We start from the raw sequence: 19754 nt of genomic DNA, 5'->3' as shown, positions 1-19754 counted from the left end.
CACCGTGTCCGACCCCGTCGTCGTCCTCGACGACCTGCGCGACGAGAGTGACGAACTCGACCGTCTCGTCGCGGACTTGAGCGAGGAACGGTGGGCCGCGCCCACCCCCGCGCCCGGCTGGACCCTCGCCCACCAGATCGCCCACCTCGCCTGGACCGACCGTGCCGCGCTCCTCGCCGCCACCGACGCCGAGGCCTTCGCCGCCGAGACCCGCAAGGCGCTCGCCGCACCCGAACGCTTCGTCGACGAGGGCGCCGAGGAAGGCGCGAAGCTGCCGCCCGCCGAACTGCTCACCCGGTGGCGCACGGGCCGCGAACTGCTCCAGGAAGCCCTGCGGGCGGTGCCGCCCGGCGTACGGTTCCCCTGGTACGGGCCGCCGATGAGCGCCCCCGCCATGGCCACCGCCCGGCTCATGGAGACCTGGGCGCACGGCCGGGACGTCGCCGACGCCCTCGGGGCCGTCCGCCCGCCCACCACCCGGCTCCGGCACGTCGCCTGGATCGGTCACCGCGCCCGTGACTACGCCTTCCTCGTCCGGGGCCTCCCCGTGCCCGCCGGACCGGTCCGGGTCGAGGTCACCGCCCCCGACGGCACCCTGTGGACGTACGGTCCCGAGGACGCCGCCGACCGGGTCACCGGCCCCGCCCTCGACTTCTGTCTCCTCGTCACCCAGCGCGTCCACCGCGCCGACACGGACCTCGTCGCGCACGGCGCCGACGCCGGACGGTGGCTGGACATCGCCCAGGCCTTCGCGGGCCCGGCGGGCCAGGGGCGCGCACGGAGCGGTGACGGTGCCCCGGAGGGGGCCGCGGACCAGAAAGGGACGGCCGCCCCGGAGGGGACCCCCGACCCTTACGGGACCAGCACCCCTTACGGCACCGCCGCCCCCTACGGGGCCCCCGACCCCTACGGGACCAGCACCCCTTACGGGACTCCCGACCCGGAAGGGCCCCCCGACCCGGAAGGGAACACCGGCCGACCCCGAGGGAGCACCGTCCCCCACAGGGCCACCGGCCGTCCCCGCGTGACCCCCCGTCCCGGGGAGGGCTGAGCCGTGGTGCTGCGTGTCGGCAATGCCTCCGGCTTCTACGGCGACCGTTTCGACGCCGTCCGCGAGATGCTCACCGGCGGGGAGCTCGACGTCCTCACCGGCGACTACCTCGCCGAGCTGACCATGCTCATCCTCGGCCGCGACCAGCTGAAGGACCCCTCCGGCGGGTACGCGAAGACGTTTCTGCGGCAGATGGAGGAGGGCCTCGGGCTCGCCCACGAGCGGGGCGTCCGGATCGTCACCAACGCGGGCGGCCTCAACCCCGCCGGGCTCGCCGACGCCCTCCGCGCGCTCGCCGCGAAGCTCGGCCTGCCGACCCGGATCGCCCATGTCGAGGGCGACCGGCTGCCCGCCGAAGGCGGCGCCCTCACCGCCCACGCCTACCTCGGCGGCGCCGGGATCGCCGCCTGCCTCGGCGCGGGCGCCGACGTCGTCGTCACCGGCCGCGTCACCGACGCCGCCCTCGTCACCGGACCGGCCCAGTGGCACTTCGGCTGGGGCCCCGAGGAGTACGACAGACTGGCGGGCGCGGTCGTCGCCGGGCACGTCCTGGAGTGCGGCACCCAGGCCACCGGCGGCAACTACGCCTTCTTCCGCGAACTCGACCCGGCCGTCCTGCGCCGCCCCGGCTTCCCCGTCGCCGAACTCCACGAGGACGGCAGCGCGGTCGTCACCAAACACCCCGGCACCGGCGGTCTCGTCGACCTCGGCACGGTCACCGCCCAGCTCCTCTACGAGACGGCCGGAGCCCGCTACCCGGGCCCCGACACGACCGCCCGCCTCGACACCGTGCGGCTCGTCGCCGAAGGGCCGGACCGGGTCAGGATCGAGGGCGTACGGGGCGAGGCCCCGCCCCCCGGCCTCAAGGTCGGCGTCAGCAGGCTCGGCGGCTTCCGCAACGAGGTCGTGTTCGTCCTCACCGGCCTCGACATCGAGGAGAAGGCCGCCCTGGTCCGCGCCCAGCTGGCCGACGCGCTGGCCGCCGCGCCCCCGGCCGACGTCCGCTGGGAACTGGCCCGTACCGACCACTCCGACGCCGCCACCGAGGAGACCGCGAGCGCCCTGCTGCGGCTGGTCGTCCGGGACCCCGACCCGGAGCGGACCGGCCGGGCCCTGACGGGGGCGGCGATCGAACTGGCCCTCGCCAGCTACCCCGGCTTCCATGTGACCGCCCCGCCCGGCAGGGGCGCCCCCTACGGGGTGTGCGAGAGCGCGTACGTGCCCGCCGCCGACGTCCCGCACACGGCCGTGCTCCCGGACGGGACCCGCCTGCCCGTCCCCGTACCGCCGTCGAACCGGGCGCTGGAGCCCGTACCGGAACCGGAGCTTCCAGAGCCGCTCCCGGCGGGGCCCGTCCGCCGTGTCCCGCTCGGCCGGATCGCCGGAGCCCGCAGCGGCGACAAGGGCGGCGACGCCAACATCGGGGTCTGGGTCCGCACCGAGGCCGAGTGGCGCTGGCTCGCCCACGCGCTCACCGTCGACCGGCTGCGGGAACTCCTGCCGGAGACGGCGGGTCTGGACGTCGTCCGGCACGTCCTGCCGAACCTGCGCGCGCTCAACTTCACCGTCGCGGGGATCCTCGGCGAGGGCGTCGCCTCACAGGCCCGTTTCGACCCCCAGGCCAAGGCGCTCGGCGAGTGGCTCCGCTCCCGCCACCTCGACGTCCCGGAGGACCTCCTGTGACCAACCCCCTACGGGCCCGCCCCAGGGGGAGCCCCGGCGCACCCGCCCGTCCCCGCCACCCCACCGACCTTCCCCACCCCACCGCCCCCACCGACCCCGTCCGCCGCCGCCGTCCCCGTACCCGTACCGGAGGCACTTCCGTGACCGTGCTCCGCACCTCCCTCGACACCGGCGGGGCCGACTACCGGGCCCATCGGGACGCCATGCTCGACAAGCTGGCCGCGCTCGACGCCGAGCACGCCAAGGCCCTCGCGGGCGGCGGCGAGAAGTACACCGAACGGCACCGCCGACGCGGCAAGATGCCGGCCCGCGAGCGCGTCGAACTGCTCGTGGACCCCGACTCCCCCTTCCTGGAGCTGTCGCCGCTCGCCGCCTGGGGCAGCGACTACGCCCTGGGGGCCTCCCTGATCACCGGCATCGGGGTGATCGAGGGCGTCGAGTGCCTGATCACCGCCAACGACCCGACCGTGCGCGGCGGCGCCTCCAACCCGTGGACGCTGAAGAAGGCCCTGCGGGCCAACGAGATCGCGTTCGCCAACCGGCTGCCGGTCGTCTCGCTCGTCGAGTCCGGCGGCGCCGACCTGCCGTCCCAGAAGGAGATCTTCATCCCGGGCGGGGCGCTCTTCCGGGACCTGACCCGGCTCTCGGCGGCGGGCATCCCCACGGTCGCGGTCGTCTTCGGCAACTCGACGGCCGGAGGGGCGTACGTCCCCGGCATGTCCGACCACACCGTGATGATCAAGGAGCGGTCGAAGGTGTTCCTCGGCGGTCCGCCGCTGGTGAGGATGGCGACCGGCGAGGAGAGCGACGACGAGTCCCTCGGCGGCGCCGAGATGCACGCCCGGGTCTCGGGGCTCGCCGACCACTACGCCGTGGACGAGGCGGACGCGCTGCGCCAGGCCCGCCGGATCGTCGCCCGCCTCAACCACCGGAAGCACCACGCCGGTCCGGGCCCGGCGGAGCCGCCGGAGTACGACGGGGAGGAACTCCTCGGGATCGTGCCCGGCGACCTGAAGACCCCGTTCGATCCGCGCGAGGTCGTCGCGCGGATCGTGGACGGTTCCGACTTCGACGAGTTCAAGCCGCTGTACGGGCCGAGCCTGGTGACGGGCTGGGCGCGGCTGCACGGCTATCCGGTCGGGGTGCTCGCCAACGCGCGGGGCGTGCTGTTCGGCCCGGAGTCGCAGAAGGCGGCGCAGTTCATCCAGTTGGCCAACCAGCGGGACGTGCCGTTGCTCTTCCTCCACAACACCACCGGGTACATGGTGGGCAAGGAGTACGAGCAGAGCGGCATCATCAAGCACGGCGCGATGATGATCAACGCGGTGTCGAACTCTAAGGTCCCGCACCTCTCCGTCCTCATGGGCGCGAGCTACGGCGCCGGGCACTACGGCATGTGCGGGCGGGCGTTCGAGCCCCGTTTCCTCTTCGCCTGGCCGAGCGCCAAGTCCGCCGTCATGGGCCCGCAGCAGCTCGCCGGGGTCCTGTCGATCGTGGCGCGGGCGAGCGCCACCGCGAAGGGACAGCCGTACGACGAGGAGGCGGACGCGGGACTGCGGGCGCTCGTCGAGGCGCAGATCGAGTCCGAGTCGCTGCCGATGTTCCTCTCCGGACGGCTCTACGACGACGGGGTCATCGACCCCCGCGACACCCGCACGGTCCTCGGGCTGTGCCTGTCCGCGATCCACACGGCACCGGTCGAGGGCGCGCGCGGCGGCTTCGGCGTCTTCCGGATGTGAGGCCCCAGATGAGTCTTCCCAAGGCGAGCCCCCAGACGGCGGGAAGCCAGCAAAACCCGTCCCGGGAAGGGAAGTTGCCCCCACCCCTGTCCCCGCCCCCGCCCCCGTCTCCCTCCCCGTCCCCGCTTCCCTCCCCGTCCCCCATCGGCTCCGTCCTGGTCGCGAACCGGGGGGAGATCGCCTGCCGGGTCTTCCGCACCTGTCGTGAACTGGGCGTCGCCACCGTCGCGGTGTACTCCGACGCGGACGCCGGAGCCCTGCACGTACGGGAGGCGGACACGGCGGTGCGGCTGCCGGGGGCGGCGCCCTCGGAGACGTATCTGCGCGGGGACCTGGTGGTCGCGGCGGCGCTCGCGGCGGGCGCCGACGCCGTCCACCCCGGCTACGGCTTCCTCTCCGAGAACGCGGACTTCGCGCGGGCGGTGCTCGCCGCCGGGCTGACGTGGATCGGGCCGCCGCCGGAGGCGATCGAGGCGATGGCCTCGAAGACCCGGGCGAAGGAACTCCTCGGGATCGCGCCCCTGGCGGACGTCACCGAGGAGGACCTGCCGGTCCTGGTGAAGGCGGCGGCGGGCGGCGGCGGACGCGGTATGCGGATCGTCCGTGAACTGGCGCTGTTGGAAAGCGAGTTGGTCTCGGCGTCGGCGGAGGCGGCGAGCGCCTTCGGGGACGGGGAGGTCTTCGTCGAGCCGTACGTCGAGGACGGGCGGCACGTCGAGGTGCAGCTCCTCGGCGACGCCCACGGCACGGTGTGGGCGCTCGGCACCCGTGACTGCTCGCTCCAGCGGCGCCACCAGAAGGTGATCGAGGAGGCCCCGGCGCCCGGTCTGCCCGCCGGCCTCGAAGCGTCCCTCCTGGACACGGCGGTCCGCGCGGCGAAGGCGGTCGGATACGTCGGCGCGGGCACGGTCGAGTTCCTGGTCGCCGACGGGCGGGCGCACTTCCTGGAGATGAACACCCGTCTCCAGGTGGAGCATCCGGTGACGGAGGAGGTGTACGGGGTCGATCTCGTCGCCCTCCAGATCGCCGTGGCCGAGGGCCGCGCCCTGCCGCCGGAACCGCCGTCGCCGCGCGGGCACGCGGTCGAGGCACGGCTGTACGCGGAGGACCCGGCCCGGGACTGGGCCCCGCAGACCGGAGTCCTGCACGCCTTCGACGTACCCCGTGAGGGTCGGGTCAGGGTGGACACGGGGTACGTCTCCGGGGACGGGATCGGGGTCCACTACGACCCGATGCTCGCCAAGGTGACCGTCCACGCCGCCACCCGCGCGGAGGCCGTCCGCAAGCTCGCCCACGTACTGGAACGGGCCCGGGTGCACGGCCCGGTCACCAACCGGGACCTCCTGGTGGCCTCGCTGCGGCACCCGGAGTACGCGACGGGGGAGGGGCTCGACACCGGTTTCTACGGCCGGAACCTGACGGCGCTGACCGCCCCCGCCCCCGCCTCAGCCTCCGCCCCCGCCCCCGCCCCCGCCCCCGCCCCCGGCGACGGCGACGGCGACGGCGAGGAGGGCCACGACGAGCGGCTCGCGGCGGTCGCCGCCGCGCTGGCCGCCGCGACCGCCCGGCGCGGCCGGTTCGGCGGGGGCTGGCGCAACCTGCGCTCGCAGGACGAGAGCCGGACGTACGGCGGCCACGAGGTCCGCTACCGGCCCACCAGGGACGGCGGCCACGAGGTCACCGCTCCCGCCGGGATCCGGGTCGCGGCGGCCTCCCCGGACCGGGTGAGCCTCGAAGTCGCCGGAGTCGTGAGGCACTTCGAGGTCGCGGAGTACGGGGACGGCGTCGTCCACGCCGGACGCCACCGGCTCACCGCCCGGCCCCGGTTCACCGACCCCCGCGAGCAGACCGCGCCCGGCTCGCTGCTCGCGCCCATGCCCGGCACCGTCGTCCGGGTCGCGGACGGCCTCGCCGTCGGCGACCGGGTCACCGCCGGGCAGCCGCTGCTCTGGCTGGAGGCGATGAAGATGGAGCACCGCGTCACCGCCCCCGCCTCCGGCACGCTCACCGCGCTCCACGCCGCCCCCGGCCGTCAGGTCGAGGTCGGCGCCCTGCTCGCCGTCGTCTCGGACGACCCCCCGACCGGGGCGACGCGGGACCACCCCCCGGCCGGAGCGGCACAGGACCGCGCGGCGACCGGGGCCGCACCGGAGCACACCCCGACCGAAGCAGCAGCACAGGAGGAGAAGACCGCATGAGCTCCATGATCGAAAGTGAAGAGCTGACCGCGCTCCGCGCCGCCGTCTCCGCGCTCGGCCACCGCCACGGCCCCGGCTTCGACCGGGCGGCGCTGTGGGCGGAGGCGGGCAAGCTCGGCTATCTCGGTGTGAACCTGCCCGAGGAGTACGGCGGCGGGGGCGGCGGCATGACCGAACTGTCGGTGGTCCTGGAGGAGACGGGGGCCGCCGGGGCGCCGCTCCTGATGATGGTGGTGTCGCCCGCGATCTGCGGCACGGTCATCGCCCGCTTCGGCACCGGGGAGCAGAAGCGGGCCTGGCTGCCGGGGCTCGCGGACGGCTCCCTGACGATGGCGTTCGGCATCACCGAGCCGGACGCCGGGTCCAACTCGCACCGCATCACCACCACCGCGACCCGCACCGGGGACGGCTGGGTCCTCAACGGCCGGAAGGTCTTCGTCTCGGGCGTGGACATCGCGGACGCGACCCTGATCGTGGGGCGCGCGTCGGACGCCCGCACGGGGAACCTGAAGCCGTGCCTGTTCATCGTGCCGAGGGACGCTCCGGGCTTCCAGCGGCGGCACATCGAGATGGAACTCGACGCGAACGAGAAGCAGTTCGAGCTGACCCTGGACGAAGTGCGCCTCCCGGCGGACGCGCTCGTCGGCGACGAGGACGCGGGCCTGCTCCAGCTCTTCGCGGGGCTCAACCCGGAGCGGATCATGACGGCCGCGTTCGCGATCGGCATGGGCCGGTTCGCGCTCGCGCGGGCCGTGACGTACGCGAAGGAACGCCAGGTGTGGAAGGCCCCGATCGGCGCCCACCAGGCGGTCGCCCACCCGCTGGCCCAGGCGCACATCGAGCTGGAACTGGCCCGGCTGATGATGGCGAAGGCGGCGCGGCTCTACGACGCCGGGGACGACCTGGGCGCGGGCGAGGCCGCGAACATGGCGAAGTACGCGGCGGCCGAGGCATGTGTGAGGGCGGTGGACCAGGCCGTCCACACCCTGGGCGGCAACGGCCTGACCCGCGAGTTCGGCCTGGCCCGCCTGGTCACGGCGGCCCGGGTGGCCCGGATAGCCCCGGTCAGCAGGGAGATGATCCTCAACTACGTCTCCCACCAGACGCTGGGGCTCCCGAAGTCGTACTAGTCGCACCAGGGGCGCCTTCGAATGATCTTGACTGGTGGATCACGGTGGCGTGGCATCCGACGACAGGGCCTGGGCCGTCCACCTCGCCCGAGAGGGCGAAGGCCTGACCGTCGATGCGGAAGCGCCCTCGCCCGAGCCGGGAAGCGGCGGTGCTGCTCCGGCCTTCCAGCCGCCGGAGGCTCTCCGGTCGCCGCGGAGGCCGGGCGGACGTCGTGACCACCGGTGGTCCGGACCGCCGCTCGCGGCCTCGGGGACCCATGCTGCGCCGATCGGCGGGGCGCACTGTTCGGGGTGTGCCCCGCTCCGGCCGTGGGGGGGTGGTGCGCCGAGCGCGCTCGCCGCCGGTCTCCCCGATGGGACCCCGTGCGGTTGTGGGGATCGTCTGTGCGGGGATGGCGCGACCCGGAGCGCGCTCGGCTCCGCTCACCTCCCCACCACACGTTGTGATGAACCGATTCCCAGGTGAAGCTGATTTGTGCTCGTACATGTGATTCATTCCTTGGCTGTCCATGCGGGGCAGATCATTCGAGTGCAAGGAGTCACCATGTCGCCGAAGAGGGTTTCACCCGACGATGCCAAGGCGCCGCAGCCCGCACCGGCCGCTCAGTCACCCCAGCCCACGAATCTGACGGTCGAGACGACGAAGGGCCACCTCCTGACCGGGCTGCACGCGACCGGCAAGTGCCGGCTGACGAGCAAGGGGAAGCCCGTGCCCTGGCAGGACATCGACTGGTACGCGGGCGCCGCGGGCGAGCACCTGGGCACATCGCAGACCGACGGAAGGGGAATCGCCACCATCGACGGAGGCAGCATCAGCGATATCGGCACCTCCATCACGGGTGAGATCGGTGGCTACTCCGCCAAGTACCTCGGCAGCGACGAGTACCTTCCCTCCGAGGGACACGGGCGTGTCGTCCCGGTGTTCGGCATCAGCTGACAACGAACCGACGTGCGGGTGCCGACCGGGAGGCACCCGTCACCCGTCACCTGCCTCTCGACCGCGCCGCGACCGCGCCTCCGACGGCTCCCACCGTCCCGGTGCCCTCGTCCACCTGATTCGCGAGCGCGCTCCGCACCGGCCCTGCCGGGCGTGAGAGATCGACGCGTCCCGCAAACGGCGGGCCGCCGCGGAGCGGCGCATCCGACCGCGGAGGGCGCCGCGACGCGATCGCCCATGGGCGTCCCGACGCCTCCGACGCCGTTCCCCCGGAAGCCGCCCGGGTGCGCCTGACGCGGCGTCGGCCCGTCCACCGCTCCCGGCCCGTCCACCGCTCCCGGCCCGCGCGGGCGCGTCCCGTGCCGACAGCCGCCCTCGCGCCGACCCGACGGCGGACCCGTCTCCCGGCACACGGCCGCCGCGACGGCGGACCCATCTCCCGACCCACGAAGGAAACGCATGAACAAGCGCACGTCCGTCGGCGCCCTGCTGGGCGCCGCCGTCCTGGCCACCACCGCAGCCCTCACCCCTGCGGCAGCGGCCGGGAACCTCATCGCGAACGGCACCTTCTCCGATCCGAACGCCCCGGCGGGAGGCTACGTCGAGTACGAGGACGGCGAGAACATCGGCGCGTGGCAGGTCGGTGCGTCCACCCCGCGTGGCGGGGTGACGCTGTACAGCCGCGCCCTCACCCAGTACACCTACCAGGCGGTCGACATCGGACCGGGAACCCTCTCCCAGGACTTCGAGGCGGACGGGGGTTCCGTGGTCAGCGTCACCTGGAAGCACGCCCGCAACACCGACCCCGCATGTGCCAAGGACATGGGCGACCAGTCCTACAGCGCCCAGGTGATCCCCCCTCCCACCTCGGACCCCGTCGGCGACTCCTACACGCCCGTCGGCCCCCGCTTCGCCTCGATCAGCAAGAGCCTTCAGTTCGTCGCCGGTGAAGACCACTTCACCCTGGAGTTCGCCGGGCGCGCACCCGGCGGATGCGGCCCGCTGATCACCGACGTCGTCGCCAAGGTGATCGGCCACGTCAACTCCTGACGCCGCCGACACCTCCCGGGCGTGCGCGCCGGGCGGCGGGACGTCTGCGCACGCCTCGGACGGACGGCACCGTACGTACCTGGTGCCGTCCGTCCGGTCCGGCCCCGGTGGGGATCAGCCGCCGTCCGTGTCGCCCGGCGCGGGCCGGGAAGGCGTGGCCGCCCCGGCCCGCGCCGATGCGGGACGCGCGCCCCGAAGGCGCTCCAGAGGCCTCGGTCCGCCGGATCCGGTCCGACGGGCCCCGGTCCGGCGGGCCGGAGGCCCTGTCATGGCCTCGGCCGGTCCCGATTTCCGCACGGAGGGTCCCCCGACATGAACAGCGTGTGTACGATCTCGTCACTTCGCACACAGCTCGTTCACATGTCGCGTTCATGCTTCCGGGAGATCCGTCCGTGTACCCGCCGCCGTCCAGCCATCCGTACCCGCCTCCGCCGCCGCCCCTGCCCCCGCGTCCGCCCGTACGGCGCTGGTGGCGGAATTCGGCACTGATCATCGTGCTGCTGGTGTTCTTCCCGCCGGCGGGCATCGCCCTGGTGTGGACGAGCCTCTGGAAGCAGCGGCAGAAGATCGTGGCGACGGTCCTCTCGGGCCTGTGGTTCCTGCTGGCCCTCCTCACGCCCTCCGAGGAGAAGCCGGAGGCGGACGCGAAGGCGGAGCGCCCGGCGGCCACCGCCGAGGCGACCCCGAGCGCCACGGCGACGCCGACCCCGACGCCGTCGAAGACCCCTGAAGTCCCGGTGATGCCTTCGCTCGTCGGCGGAGACCACGCGTCCGCCGCGAAGCTCCTCGCCGAGAACGAGGGTCGCGTCCACGCCGCCTACAAGGACGTCGAACTCCCCGCCGAGCACAGCACCTGGCTCGTCTGCTTCCAGCGCCCCGACGCCGGTGCGCCGGTCACTTCCATGGTGCCGGTGGTGTATCTGACGGAGCCGGGCGTCCCGTGCCCCGCGTCCCCGAACACGGTGCTCCACAAGCCGAAGCCCAAGCCCAAGCCGACCCCGCCCCCGAAGCCGCGCCCGACCACGGAGCCGCCGACGGTGGCCCCCGAGCCGGAGCCCACCCAGGAGAGCGTTTACTACCGCAACTGCTCGGCAGCCCGTGCCGCCGGAGCCGCTCCGGTACACCGCGGTGACCCCGGCTACGGCAGCCACCTCGACCGCGACGGCGACGGAGTGGCCTGCGAGAGGTGACGAACTACCGGCCCGCCCCGCAGGGAGCGGGCCGGTGACACCTGTCATCCGAACTCCGCCCAGACGACCTTCCCCATCGGCCGGTCGTCGACGCCCCACGCGGTGGCCAGGGCCTCCACGATGCGCAGCCCCCGCCCCCGGTCGCGTTCCTCCGACTCGGGCCGCGGCCGGGGGCGCCGCCGGACCGGGTCGTGCACCTCGACCCGTACGGTTCCGGGCCCGACGACGACCGTCACGAGGAAGGAGTCGCCGGGCTCCGTGCCGTACCGGACGGCGTTGGTGGCCAGCTCGCAGGCGACGAGCCGGATGTCGTTCACCTGGTCGGGGGTGAGGCCGTGAGTACCGGCGTTGACGATGTCGCGGACGTGGTCGCGTGCGGCTCTCACGGACTCCGGAGCCCCGGCGAACCGCTTCTGCGGGGACGGACCCTCCGGCATCGGGTGGTCAAGCGCGGGTAACCGTTCTGGCGGCATGGTGGTCACGCGAATCCCTCCGCTTCCTGCGCTCATCCGCACATGGCTCTGCCATGACCGCATAAGCGCAAACGCAGTTGATGCAGTCATGCTGCTCGCCCAACTCCCCATGCTGCAAGCAAAGTCACTCGATCGTAGAAATTTGCACGCTTCCGTGCGAACGGCGATGGCGAGAGCTTTGACGAATGACAGGGGGTGGCGCCGCACGGCAGACTGACCGAGCGACAGGTGGGCAGGGAGGGGACAGAGTGAGTGCGCCTACGGTGCGTCGACGCAGACTCGGTGCGACGCTGCGCGCTCTGCGCGGCAGCCGGACCATCGAAGAGGTCTCCACGGCTTCCGGCGGTGTCTTCACCGTGTCGAGGATCAGCCGGTTCGAGAACGCCAAGAACGCGGCGAAGGCGAAGGACGTCGAGGCGCTCCTCGACGTGCTCGCGGGACTGGGCGCCGAGGTCGGCGACGAGCTGCGCAAGGCGCTCATCACCCTGACCCGCGAGGGCGCGCAGCGCGGTTGGTGGCACTCGTACCGGGGTGTTCTCGCCCCCGTCTACGAGGACTTGATCAGTCTGGAGGCCGACGCGACCTCCGTGGCCACCTGGCAGATCGGCATCATCCCCGGACTGCTCCAGACCTCGGAGTACGCCCGGGAGATCATCCGGGCCACCGCCATGTCGGACGGGGTCGAGGCCAAGGTGGACGCGCTGGTGGAGGTCCGCCTCGCGCGGCAGTCCATCCTCACGCGGGAGCAGCCGTTGACGCTGTGGGCCATCGTCGCGGAAGGCGCGCTGCGCACCCGGACGGCCGATCCGGCGATCATGCGCGACCAGTTGGGACGCCTGCTGTTCCTCGGGGAGCGGCCGAACGTGAACATCCAGGTGCTCCGTTCCGACGCCCCGCCGAACGTCGGCCTGGTCGGCAGCTTCTCGGTCCTCGGCTTCGGGGACCATCCCGATCTCGACGTCGTCCACGCCGAGTCGCTGACGGCGGCGCTGTACGTGGAGGAGCGCGAGCACGTCGCCATGTACCGGGACGCGATACAGCGGCTCACCTCCGCCGCTGAGTCCGTCGAGCAGTCGGCGGAATTGATCACCGAGATAAGGAACTCCCTATGAATCACATCGCCGACGCCTCCACCCTGCCCACCACCTGGTGGAAGTCGACGTACTCGGACAGCGCCGCGCAGTGCGTCGAGTGCGGCATCGTCGACGGCGCCGGGCGGATCGTCGCCGTCCGCGACAGCAAGGCGCCGACCGGCCCCGCGCTGCTGATGGGCTTCGGCGCCCTCGGCGCCCTGGTCGACGCGGTCCGGGACGGCCGTCTGTAGTTCTCCGGCCGCCCTGGCCGATGAGGAGCGTGTTCCGTACGGCCCCGCACTTCGGTGCGGGGCCGTACCGGTCTGTGCGGGGGCCGCTCGCGGCGGGCGGGCGGGCCGGTGGGTGGGCGGAGACAGGAGAGGGGCCGCGCTGAATCATGCAGGCGTGCTTGATTGTTCTTCGGGGTACTGGAAAGGTCACCCCGCATCGCGGCGGTCACCGCGGTCCCGGTGCTCACCTTCCCCCTCCCAGGAGGCCAGCATGGTGTTCCACAGCGCGTACGGCCCCGTCCCCGCCGTCTCCCCGCCGATCCACGGCGCCGTGCTCGGCGGGGCCGCCGTCACCACCGTCCAACCGCCGACCGCGCCCCGGGAGTCCGCCGGGCGACCGCGGGACTCCGCCGCCCGCTGGACCGTCACCGTCTCCCCGTGCCAGAAGGTCCGCGCCGTGGAGTCCATCGACGGCGTACCCCGCGCCGCGCCGGGGAAGATCCTCCGGAGGGAGCTCCGGGACAGAGAAGCGAGGGACCGCACATGACCCTGGTCGCCATCACCGAGGAACGCGGGATCACCACGCTCGCCCTGGACTCCCCGGCCACGCGCAACGCGCTCTCCGCCGCGCTCGTCACCGAACTCGCCGACGCGCTCACCACCTGCGGCAAGGACCCGGCCGTCCGCGCCGTCGTCCTCACCCACACCGGCACCACCTTCAGCGCGGGCGCCGACCTCAAGGGCCCGCCGAGCCCGTACGCCTTCGTGGACCTGCTCCGGCAGCTCGTCGCCCTGCCCAAACCGGTCGTCGGCCACGTCACCGGGCACGCGCGCGCGGGCGGGCTCGGACTGCTCGGCGCCTGCGACCTCGTGGTGGCGGCGCCGACGGCGGACTTCGCGCTCACCGAGGTCCGGATCGGGGTCGCGCCCACCGTCATCTCCCTCACCCTGCTGCCCCGGCTCGAACCCCGCGCGGCGGCCCGCCTCTTCCTCACGGGCGAACGGTTCGGGCCCGCCGAGGCCCTCGCGGCGGGCCTCGTCACCGCCGGGGACGAGGAACTGCCCGGCATCCTGGACGCCCTGCGCGCCGCCTCCCCGCAGGGGCTGCGCGAGGCGAAGCGGCTGGTCACCGCTAGAGTCCTGGAAACCTTCGAACGTGACGCGGAGGACCTGGTGCGGAGGTCGGCCACGCTCTTCGCCTCCGCCGAGGCGCGCGAGGGGATGACGGCCTTCCTCGAACGACGGGACCCCGCATGGCGGCTGTGACCGCACCCAAGCAGGACCGGAGCCGCGCCACCCGGCAGCGGCTCCTGGAAGCGGCGGTGGCCTGCCTCGCGGAGCACGGCTGGGCGGGCTCCACGGTCGCCGTCGTCGCGGAACGGGCCGGGGTCTCCCGGGGCGCGGCCCAGCACCACTTCCCCACCCGCGAGGACCTGTTCACCGCCGCCGTCGAATACGTCGCGGAGGAACGCTCCCACGCGCTGCGGGCCCTGCCCTCCCGCGACCGGCACGAGGCCGTCGCCGCGCTCGTGGACCTCTTCACCGGGCCGCTCTTCCGGGCCGCGCTCCACCTGTGGGTGGCCGCCTCGGGGGAGGACCAGCTCCGGGCCCGGGTCACGGAACTGGAGGCCCGCGTCGGCCGCGAGTCGCACCGCGTCGCCGTCGACGTCCTCGGCGCGGACGAGTCCCGCCCCGGGGTCCGCGAGACCGTCCAGGGCCTCCTGGACATGGCCCGGGGCCTCGGCCTCGCCACCCTCCTCACCGACGACCGCGCCCGCCGCGAACGCGTGGTGTCCCAGTGGTCCCGGCTGCTGGACGAAGCGCTGCAGGACGGCGGGGGTACGGGCCGGGCCCCGTGAAGCCCTCCGTACGACCCCCGGCCGTGTACGGTCCCGACCCCGACCACGGCCCGCAGACCCCCGGCCGGGCCCAGCCCCGCCCGCCCCCGCCTCTGAGTGACCCGGGCCACAGTCACCCCGGGCGCACCGCAGTACGCTGGTCGCATGTCAACGCTCGTACGCCGTCGCCACGTGGACTTCGTCCGCGTCACGAGCATGAGCTGTCGCCGCTCCGCCTGACCCGCGGGCTCCACCGAGCCGCCCCGGGTCCCCCAGAGCCCCAGCCGACCGGCACCCGCGGCCCCCGCCCCACCCCTGGCGGCAGCCTCGGGCACCCGTACACCCCGCGGACACCGTCATGACGCACAGCCCGTACATCCCGCAGCTCCCGATCGTGGACCTCTCCGCCGCCGACCGCGGCCCCCAGGCCCGCGGACTGCTCCACGCGCAGCTCCACTCCGCCGCCCACGACGTCGGCTTCTTCCAACTGGTGGGACACGGCGTGACCGAGGCCGAGACCCGCGCCCTCACCTCCGCCACGCGCGCCTTCTTCGCGCTGCCCGAGGCGGACCGGCTCGCCCTCGACAACATCAACTCCCCGCACTTCCGCGGCTACACCCGCGTCGGCGACGAACGCACCGGCGGCTCCCGCGACTGGCGCGACCAGCTCGACATCGGCGCCGAACGCCCCGCCCGCGCCCCCGCCCCCCGGGAAGCCCCCTACTGGTGGCTCGAAGGCCCCAACCAGTGGCCCCGGGCCCTGCCCGAGCTGCGCACCGCAGCCCTGCACTGGATCGACCGTCTCGGCGGGGTCGCCGAGCGGCTGCTGCGCGAGCTGCTGACCTCGATCGGCGCGTCCCCCGACTTCTACGACGACGCCTTCGGACCGCGCGCCCACCCGCACCTCAAGCTGGTGCGCTACCCCGGCGGCAGCGGCGAGGGCGACGCCCAGGGCGTCGGCGCCCACAAGGACTACGGCTTCCTCACCCTGCTCCTCCAGGACGAGGTCGGCGGGCTCCAGGTCCAGCGGGAGGACGGGGAGTTCCACGACGTGCCGCCGCTGCCGGGCGCCTTCGTGGTCAACCTCGGCGAACTCCTCGAAGTGGCGACGAACGGCTATCTCCTCGCCACCAACCACCGGGTCGTGTCCCCGCCCGGCACCACGGAGCGCTACTCCGTGCCGTTCTTCTACAACCCGCGGCTCGACGCCCGCGTCGCCCCGCTCGACTTCCCGTACGCGGGGACCGCACCCGGTGCCACGGCCGACCCGGCGAACCCGCTGTTCGCCGAGTACGGCCGCAACGAACTGAAGGGCAAGATGCGGGCCCACCCGCTGGTGGCGGCCCGCCACCACGCGGACCTCATCCTGCACCCCGAGACGCACCCCGAGACGCACCCCGAGACGCACCTCGGGGCGCACCCCGAGGCCGACCCCGGTGCGCGCCCCGCGACGACCTCCCGGGCTCAGCCCGCGATGTCGGCGTAGCCCTCGATCTCGCGCGGGTCGCGCCGGCCGGGGCCCAGGTAGCGGGCCGACGGACGGACCAGGCGGCCGGTGCGCTTCTGCTCCAGGATGTGCGCCGACCAGCCGGCCGTCCGCGCGCACGTGAACATCGAGGTGAACATGTGCGCGGGGACCTGGGCGAAGTCGAGGACGATCGCCGCCCAGAACTCCACGTTCGTCGCCAGGACCCGGTCCGGGCGCCGGTTGTGCAGCTCCTCCAGGGCCGCCTTCTCCAGCGCCTCCGCGACCTCGAAGCGCGGCGCGGACAGCTCGCGGGCGGTGCGCCGCAGCACGCGCGCGCGGGGGTCCTCGGCGCGGTAGACCCGGTGGCCGAAGCCCATCAGCCGCTCGCCCTTGTCGAGGGCCTGCTTCACGTACGCGGTGGCGTCACCGGTCCGCTCGATCTCCTCGATCATGCCGAGGACGCGGGAGGGCGCGCCGCCGTGCAGCGGGCCGGACATCGCGCCGACCGCGCCGGACAGGGAGGCGGCCACGTCGGCGCCGGTGGAGGCGATCACGCGCGCGGTGAAGGTCGACGCGTTCATGCCGTGCTCGGCGGCGGAGGTCCAGTAGGCGTCGACGGCCTTGACGTGCTGGGGGTCGGGCTCGCCGCGCCAGCGGATCATGAACCGTTCGACGACCGACTCGGCCTTGTCGATCTGGCTCTGCGGGACCATCGGGAGGCCCTGGCCGCGCGCGGACTGGGCGACGTACGAGAGCGCCATCACGGCCGCGCGCGCGAGGTCGTCGCGCGCCTGCTCGGCGGAGATGTCGAGGAGCGGCCTGAGGCCCCAGACGGGCGCGAGCATCGCGAGCGCGGACTGCACGTCGACCCGGATGTCCCCGGAGTGCACCGGGATCGGGAACGGCTCGGCGGCGGGCAGCCCGGGGTTGAACGCGCCGTCGACGAGGAGCCCCCAGACGTTGCCGAAGGAGACGTGGCCGACGAGGTCCTCGATGTCGACCCCGCGGTAGCGGAGGGCGCCGCCCTCCTTGTCCGGTTCGGCGATCTCCGTCTCGAACGCGACGACTCCTTCGAGCCCGGGTACGAAGTCGGACATCAGGCGGCTCCTCTAATCGATGATCGATCAACCGAGTACTGGTCGATGGTCGGGTCTCAACAGTCGTCCAGCCCCAGATTCTGTACGGTTCCGATGATGCGGGGAAGCGTGACATCCGGCACACTGCGCCGATCCGGCGACCGAGGATTGACGCCGGGCGGTGCCGGGCAGAATGAGGCGCTGCCGCACAATGAGGCCGTGACCGACCCCGTGACCGATCCCGTGCCCGACGCCCCGGATCCCGCCGACATGCGCGAGCAGTACCGCACCACGGAGCTGTCCGCCGACGACCTGGCGCCCGAGCCGATCGGACAGTTCACCCGCTGGTTCAAGGAGACCGCCGAGAACCCGGCGATCCACGAGCCGAACGCGATGATCGTCTCCACCGCCACCCCCGACGGGCGGCCGTCCTCCCGCACGGTCCTGCTCAAGCACTACGACCGGTCCGGCTTCGTCTTCTTCACCAACTACGGCTCCCGCAAGGGCACCGAGATCGCCGCCAACCCGTACGTCTCGCTGCTCTTCCCCTGGCATCCGCTGGCCCGTCAGGTCGTCGTCACGGGCCGCGCCGAGCACATCGCGCGTGCCGAGACCGCCGCCTACTTCCGCACCCGGCCGTACGGCTCGCAGCTCGGCGCCTGGGCCAGCCGCCAGTCCTCGGTGATCGGCTCCCGCGAGGAACTCCTCACCCGGTACGCGGACCTCGCCGCCCGCCACCCCGAGGGCACCCCGGTGCCCGTCCCGCCGGAGTGGGGAGGCATCCGGGTCGTCCCCGAGGCCGTCGAGTTCTGGCAGGGCCACGAGAACCGCCTCCACGACCGTCTCCGCTACGTCCGCGAGGGCGGCCCCGGGGGCGAGACCTGGCGGGTGGAGCGACTGGCACCCTGAGGGCCCCCGCCCCTCGCTCCCACGGCCGGAGACGCCCCTACGGGTCCCCCTGCGTGTCCCACTCCACCCTTACGGGTTCCCCCGCGCCCTCACGGGCAGACGCACCCTCAGGGGACCGGACGGCCCGCGCGCGGCTCCGACCTGACAGACCCGTCCGGCGCGGGAGACCCGCCCTACCCTGATTCGTTTCTTCGATGCGACGATTTCCCGGAAGGTGATGTGCCCTGCGTCACGTTCCAGTTGAATGGCCGCAGCATGGGGGTGGGGGATGAGCGCATTCACGGGGTCCGCGAGCGACACCGCATCCGTTCCCGGAGCGGGGGCCGACCTGCTGGCGGCCCTGCTCGACGGAATGGACGCGGCACTCTGCGCCTTCGCCGCCGACGGAACGGTCACCCACTGGAACCGCGAGGCCGAACGCATCCTCGGCTGGACCGCCGCCGAGGCGGTCGGCCGCCGGGGCTTCGAGGGCTGGGCCGCGCGCAGCGCCGACGCCGAGGACATCCTCAGGGGACTCATGGGCGTCATGAACGGCCCCGGACGCCAGGTCCTCGAACTCGCGCTGCTCCGCAAGGACGGCGGCCGGGTCCTGGTCCGCAGCCAGGCGGCGGGCGTGCGCGGCGCGGACGGCGCCCCCGCGGGCGTGTACTGCGCGTTCAGCGAGGTCCACGTCCAGCTCGACCTGGAACGCTCGGTGGCCCTCAGCGAGGCCCTCTTCGACGGCGCGCCCTGGGGCGTCGTCCTCGTCGACGCCGACCTGCGCCCCGCCACGGTCAACGCGCACGCGGGCCGCGCCCTCGGCACCGGCCGCACGTCCCTCCTGGGCCGCCCCCTCGGCGATGTCGTCGTGCACGGCGCCGAGGAACTGGAGGCCGCCCTCCAGCACGTCCTCGCCGAGGGCACCCCGTCCGCGCCCGCCGAGGTGTGGGTGACGCTGCGGACCCCTTCGGGGGAGCGGCGCCGGTGCTGGCGCAGCGGCTTCCTGCGGCTGTCGTCGCCGATGGCGGAGGAGCCCGTGCCGCTCGGTGTGGCCTGGCTGTTCCAGGACGTCACCGAGGAGCGGCTGGCCGCCCGCGAGGCGGACCGGCTGCGCTTCCGGTGGAGCCAGCTGCACCGGGCGGGCGCGGCGGCGGCCGAGTGCGAGGACCCGGCGGAGGCGGCGGCGGTCCTGCTGGACTTCGCGCTGGCCGGGTTCGCGGACCACGCCCTCGTGGACCGGCCGGCGGGCGAGCGGCGGCTGACCCGGACCCTCACCACCCCGGTGTCGACCGCCCCCGGCCCGGCGTCCCCGGTGGTGGGCGGCGGCATCCCGCTGCGGTACGGGCCCCGGCACCCGGCGCTCCAGGCCTGGGACCGGGTGGGCACGGTCCGGGCCAGCGCGGGCCGTACCGCCGAGGTGTGGGCGGAGGCGCACCTGTGGCCGGGGGACGCGGCGCACGCGGTGTGCGCGGTGCTGCGCTCCCGGGGCCGGACGCTCGGTGTCGTGACCTTCCTGCGGGCCGCCTCACGCCCGGGGTTCGAGCGCGAGGACGTGGTCTTCGCGGAGGCGGTGGCGTCGCGGGTGGCGGCGGCCCTGGACCTCGGGACGGCCTGAGGGCCCGCGACGGCCTCGACGGCATGGAGGAGCCCGGTGCCGGGGACGGCACCGGGCGGTGGGGACGTACGCGTACGGGTGGCTCCGGGACGCCGGTGCCGCTCAGAAGGAGGCG

At 73.9% G+C, this 19754-nt stretch carries 17 protein-coding genes and 1 pseudogene; 16 read left to right on the top strand and 2 right to left on the bottom strand.

Annotation, left to right across the window (positions count from 1 at the left end; all coding sequences use genetic code 11):
• Positions 1-4 precede the first annotated feature (4 nt).
• The 8 genes and pseudogenes from ACIO92_RS14895 to ACIO92_RS14860 form a co-directional block, all read left to right on the top strand.
• Positions 5-811, top strand: a pseudogene (locus ACIO92_RS14895) (TIGR03084 family metal-binding protein); the annotation flags it as partial.
• A gap of 243 nt (positions 812-1054) precedes the next feature.
• Complete coding sequence (locus ACIO92_RS14890) at positions 1055-2734, top strand: acyclic terpene utilization AtuA family protein (protein WP_402281474.1); 1680 nt, start codon at positions 1055-1057, stop codon at positions 2732-2734.
• Positions 2735-2874: 140 nt separating this feature from the next.
• Positions 2875-4473, top strand: coding sequence for a carboxyl transferase domain-containing protein (locus ACIO92_RS14885; protein WP_366439827.1), 1599 nt, complete (start codon positions 2875-2877; stop codon positions 4471-4473).
• Positions 4474-4616: 143 nt separating this feature from the next.
• Positions 4617-6671: a biotin carboxylase N-terminal domain-containing protein gene (locus ACIO92_RS14880; RefSeq protein WP_402281578.1), complete on the top strand. Its 2055-nt coding sequence runs from the start codon at positions 4617-4619 to the stop codon at positions 6669-6671.
• Positions 6668-7801, top strand: coding sequence for an acyl-CoA dehydrogenase family protein (locus ACIO92_RS14875; RefSeq protein WP_402281472.1), 1134 nt, complete (start codon positions 6668-6670; stop codon positions 7799-7801). The genes ACIO92_RS14880 and ACIO92_RS14875 overlap by 4 nt, the downstream gene beginning before the upstream one ends.
• Positions 7802-8345: 544 nt before the next feature.
• Complete coding sequence (locus tag ACIO92_RS14870) at positions 8346-8738, top strand: hypothetical protein (protein WP_366439825.1); 393 nt, start codon at positions 8346-8348, stop codon at positions 8736-8738.
• Between the two features lie 459 nt (positions 8739-9197).
• A complete protein-coding gene (locus ACIO92_RS14865) occupies positions 9198-9788 on the top strand; it encodes a hypothetical protein (RefSeq protein ID WP_366439824.1) in 591 nt (196 codons plus the stop codon).
• A gap of 392 nt (positions 9789-10180) precedes the next feature.
• Positions 10181-10978 (top strand): excalibur calcium-binding domain-containing protein, encoded by a 798-nt coding sequence (locus tag ACIO92_RS14860; RefSeq protein ID WP_402281469.1) that lies wholly within the window; start codon positions 10181-10183, stop codon positions 10976-10978.
• Positions 10979-11022: 44 nt separating this feature from the next.
• Here ACIO92_RS14860 and ACIO92_RS14855 read toward each other — a convergent pair whose 3' ends face one another.
• Positions 11023-11415 carry an ATP-binding protein gene (locus tag ACIO92_RS14855; RefSeq protein ID WP_401768645.1) on the bottom strand — a complete coding sequence of 131 codons (393 nt, stop codon included), beginning with the start codon at positions 11413-11415 and terminating at the stop codon, positions 11023-11025.
• 299 nt (positions 11416-11714) lie between these two features.
• On the opposite strand from ACIO92_RS14855, the gene ACIO92_RS14850 reads away from it, so the two are divergent.
• The 6 genes from ACIO92_RS14850 to ACIO92_RS14825 all read left to right on the top strand — a co-directional run bounded on the left by ACIO92_RS14850 (position 11715) and on the right by ACIO92_RS14825 (position 16078).
• Positions 11715-12563 (top strand): DUF5753 domain-containing protein, encoded by an 849-nt coding sequence (locus ACIO92_RS14850; RefSeq protein ID WP_366439822.1) that lies wholly within the window; start codon positions 11715-11717, stop codon positions 12561-12563.
• Positions 12560-12775 (top strand): DUF397 domain-containing protein, encoded by a 216-nt coding sequence (locus ACIO92_RS14845; protein ID WP_401236479.1) that lies wholly within the window; start codon positions 12560-12562, stop codon positions 12773-12775. Before ACIO92_RS14850 ends, ACIO92_RS14845 begins: the two co-directional genes overlap by 4 nt.
• Positions 12776-13025: 250 nt before the next feature.
• Positions 13026-13301, top strand: coding sequence for a hypothetical protein (locus tag ACIO92_RS14840; protein WP_401236821.1), 276 nt, complete (start codon positions 13026-13028; stop codon positions 13299-13301).
• Positions 13298-14020, top strand: a complete 723-nt coding sequence (locus ACIO92_RS14835; RefSeq protein WP_366439820.1) for an enoyl-CoA hydratase family protein — start codon at positions 13298-13300, stop codon at positions 14018-14020. The genes ACIO92_RS14840 and ACIO92_RS14835 overlap by 4 nt, the downstream gene beginning before the upstream one ends.
• Entirely contained in the window at positions 14008-14613 is a 606-nt protein-coding gene (locus ACIO92_RS14830) for a TetR/AcrR family transcriptional regulator (RefSeq protein ID WP_366439819.1), read from the top strand. Before ACIO92_RS14835 ends, ACIO92_RS14830 begins: the two co-directional genes overlap by 13 nt.
• A 337-nt stretch (positions 14614-14950) precedes the next feature.
• Positions 14951-16078, top strand: a complete 1128-nt coding sequence (locus tag ACIO92_RS14825; protein WP_402281466.1) for an isopenicillin N synthase family dioxygenase — start codon at positions 14951-14953, stop codon at positions 16076-16078.
• On the opposite strand, the gene ACIO92_RS14820 is transcribed toward ACIO92_RS14825, so the two are convergent.
• Positions 16057-17157, bottom strand: a complete 1101-nt coding sequence (locus tag ACIO92_RS14820) for a citrate synthase 2 (RefSeq protein WP_366439817.1) — start codon at positions 17155-17157, stop codon at positions 16057-16059. The two genes, ACIO92_RS14825 and ACIO92_RS14820, sit on opposite strands and share 22 nt — an antisense overlap.
• Before the next feature lie 249 nt (positions 17158-17406).
• On the opposite strand from ACIO92_RS14820, the gene pdxH reads away from it, so the two are divergent.
• Positions 17407-18045 carry a pyridoxamine 5'-phosphate oxidase gene (pdxH, locus tag ACIO92_RS14815; RefSeq protein WP_366439918.1) on the top strand — a complete coding sequence of 213 codons (639 nt, stop codon included), beginning with the start codon at positions 17407-17409 and terminating at the stop codon, positions 18043-18045.
• Positions 18046-18313: 268 nt separating this feature from the next.
• The gene (locus ACIO92_RS14810) at positions 18314-19639 is read left to right on the top strand and encodes a PAS domain-containing protein (RefSeq protein ID WP_366439816.1); all 1326 of its coding nucleotides are present in this window, start codon (positions 18314-18316) and stop codon (positions 19637-19639) included.
• Positions 19640-19754 lie beyond the last annotated feature (115 nt).

The sequence above is a fragment of the Streptomyces sp. NPDC087215 genome, assembly GCF_044744885.1.
Lineage (GTDB): Bacteria > Actinomycetota > Actinomycetes > Streptomycetales > Streptomycetaceae > Streptomyces.
The sequence above is the reverse complement of the archived record's forward strand: the minus strand, read 5'-3'. Positions and strand labels throughout refer to the sequence as shown.

Bases quoted from the DNA above. Each gene is read 5' to 3' on its own strand.
- ACIO92_RS14830 (WP_366439819.1), top strand. From the start codon at position 14,008: ATGGCGGCTGTGACCGCACCCAAGCAGGACCGGAGCCGCGCCACCCGG.
- ACIO92_RS14840 (WP_401236821.1), top strand. From the start codon at position 13,026: ATGGTGTTCCACAGCGCGTACGGCCCCGTCCCCGCCGTCTCCCCGCCG.
- ACIO92_RS14865 (WP_366439824.1), top strand. From the start codon at position 9,198: ATGAACAAGCGCACGTCCGTCGGCGCCCTGCTGGGCGCCGCCGTCCTG.
- ACIO92_RS14855 (WP_401768645.1), bottom strand. From the start codon at position 11,415: ATGCCGGAGGGTCCGTCCCCGCAGAAGCGGTTCGCCGGGGCTCCGGAG.
- pdxH (WP_366439918.1), top strand. From the start codon at position 17,407: ATGCGCGAGCAGTACCGCACCACGGAGCTGTCCGCCGACGACCTGGCG.
- ACIO92_RS14825 (WP_402281466.1), top strand. From the start codon at position 14,951: ATGACGCACAGCCCGTACATCCCGCAGCTCCCGATCGTGGACCTCTCC.
- ACIO92_RS14835 (WP_366439820.1), top strand. From the start codon at position 13,298: ATGACCCTGGTCGCCATCACCGAGGAACGCGGGATCACCACGCTCGCC.
- ACIO92_RS14820 (WP_366439817.1), bottom strand. From the start codon at position 17,157: ATGTCCGACTTCGTACCCGGGCTCGAAGGAGTCGTCGCGTTCGAGACG.
- ACIO92_RS14810 (WP_366439816.1), top strand. From the start codon at position 18,314: ATGAGCGCATTCACGGGGTCCGCGAGCGACACCGCATCCGTTCCCGGA.
- ACIO92_RS14845 (WP_401236479.1), top strand. From the start codon at position 12,560: ATGAATCACATCGCCGACGCCTCCACCCTGCCCACCACCTGGTGGAAG.
- ACIO92_RS14870 (WP_366439825.1), top strand. From the start codon at position 8,346: ATGTCGCCGAAGAGGGTTTCACCCGACGATGCCAAGGCGCCGCAGCCC.
- ACIO92_RS14875 (WP_402281472.1), top strand. From the start codon at position 6,668: ATGAGCTCCATGATCGAAAGTGAAGAGCTGACCGCGCTCCGCGCCGCC.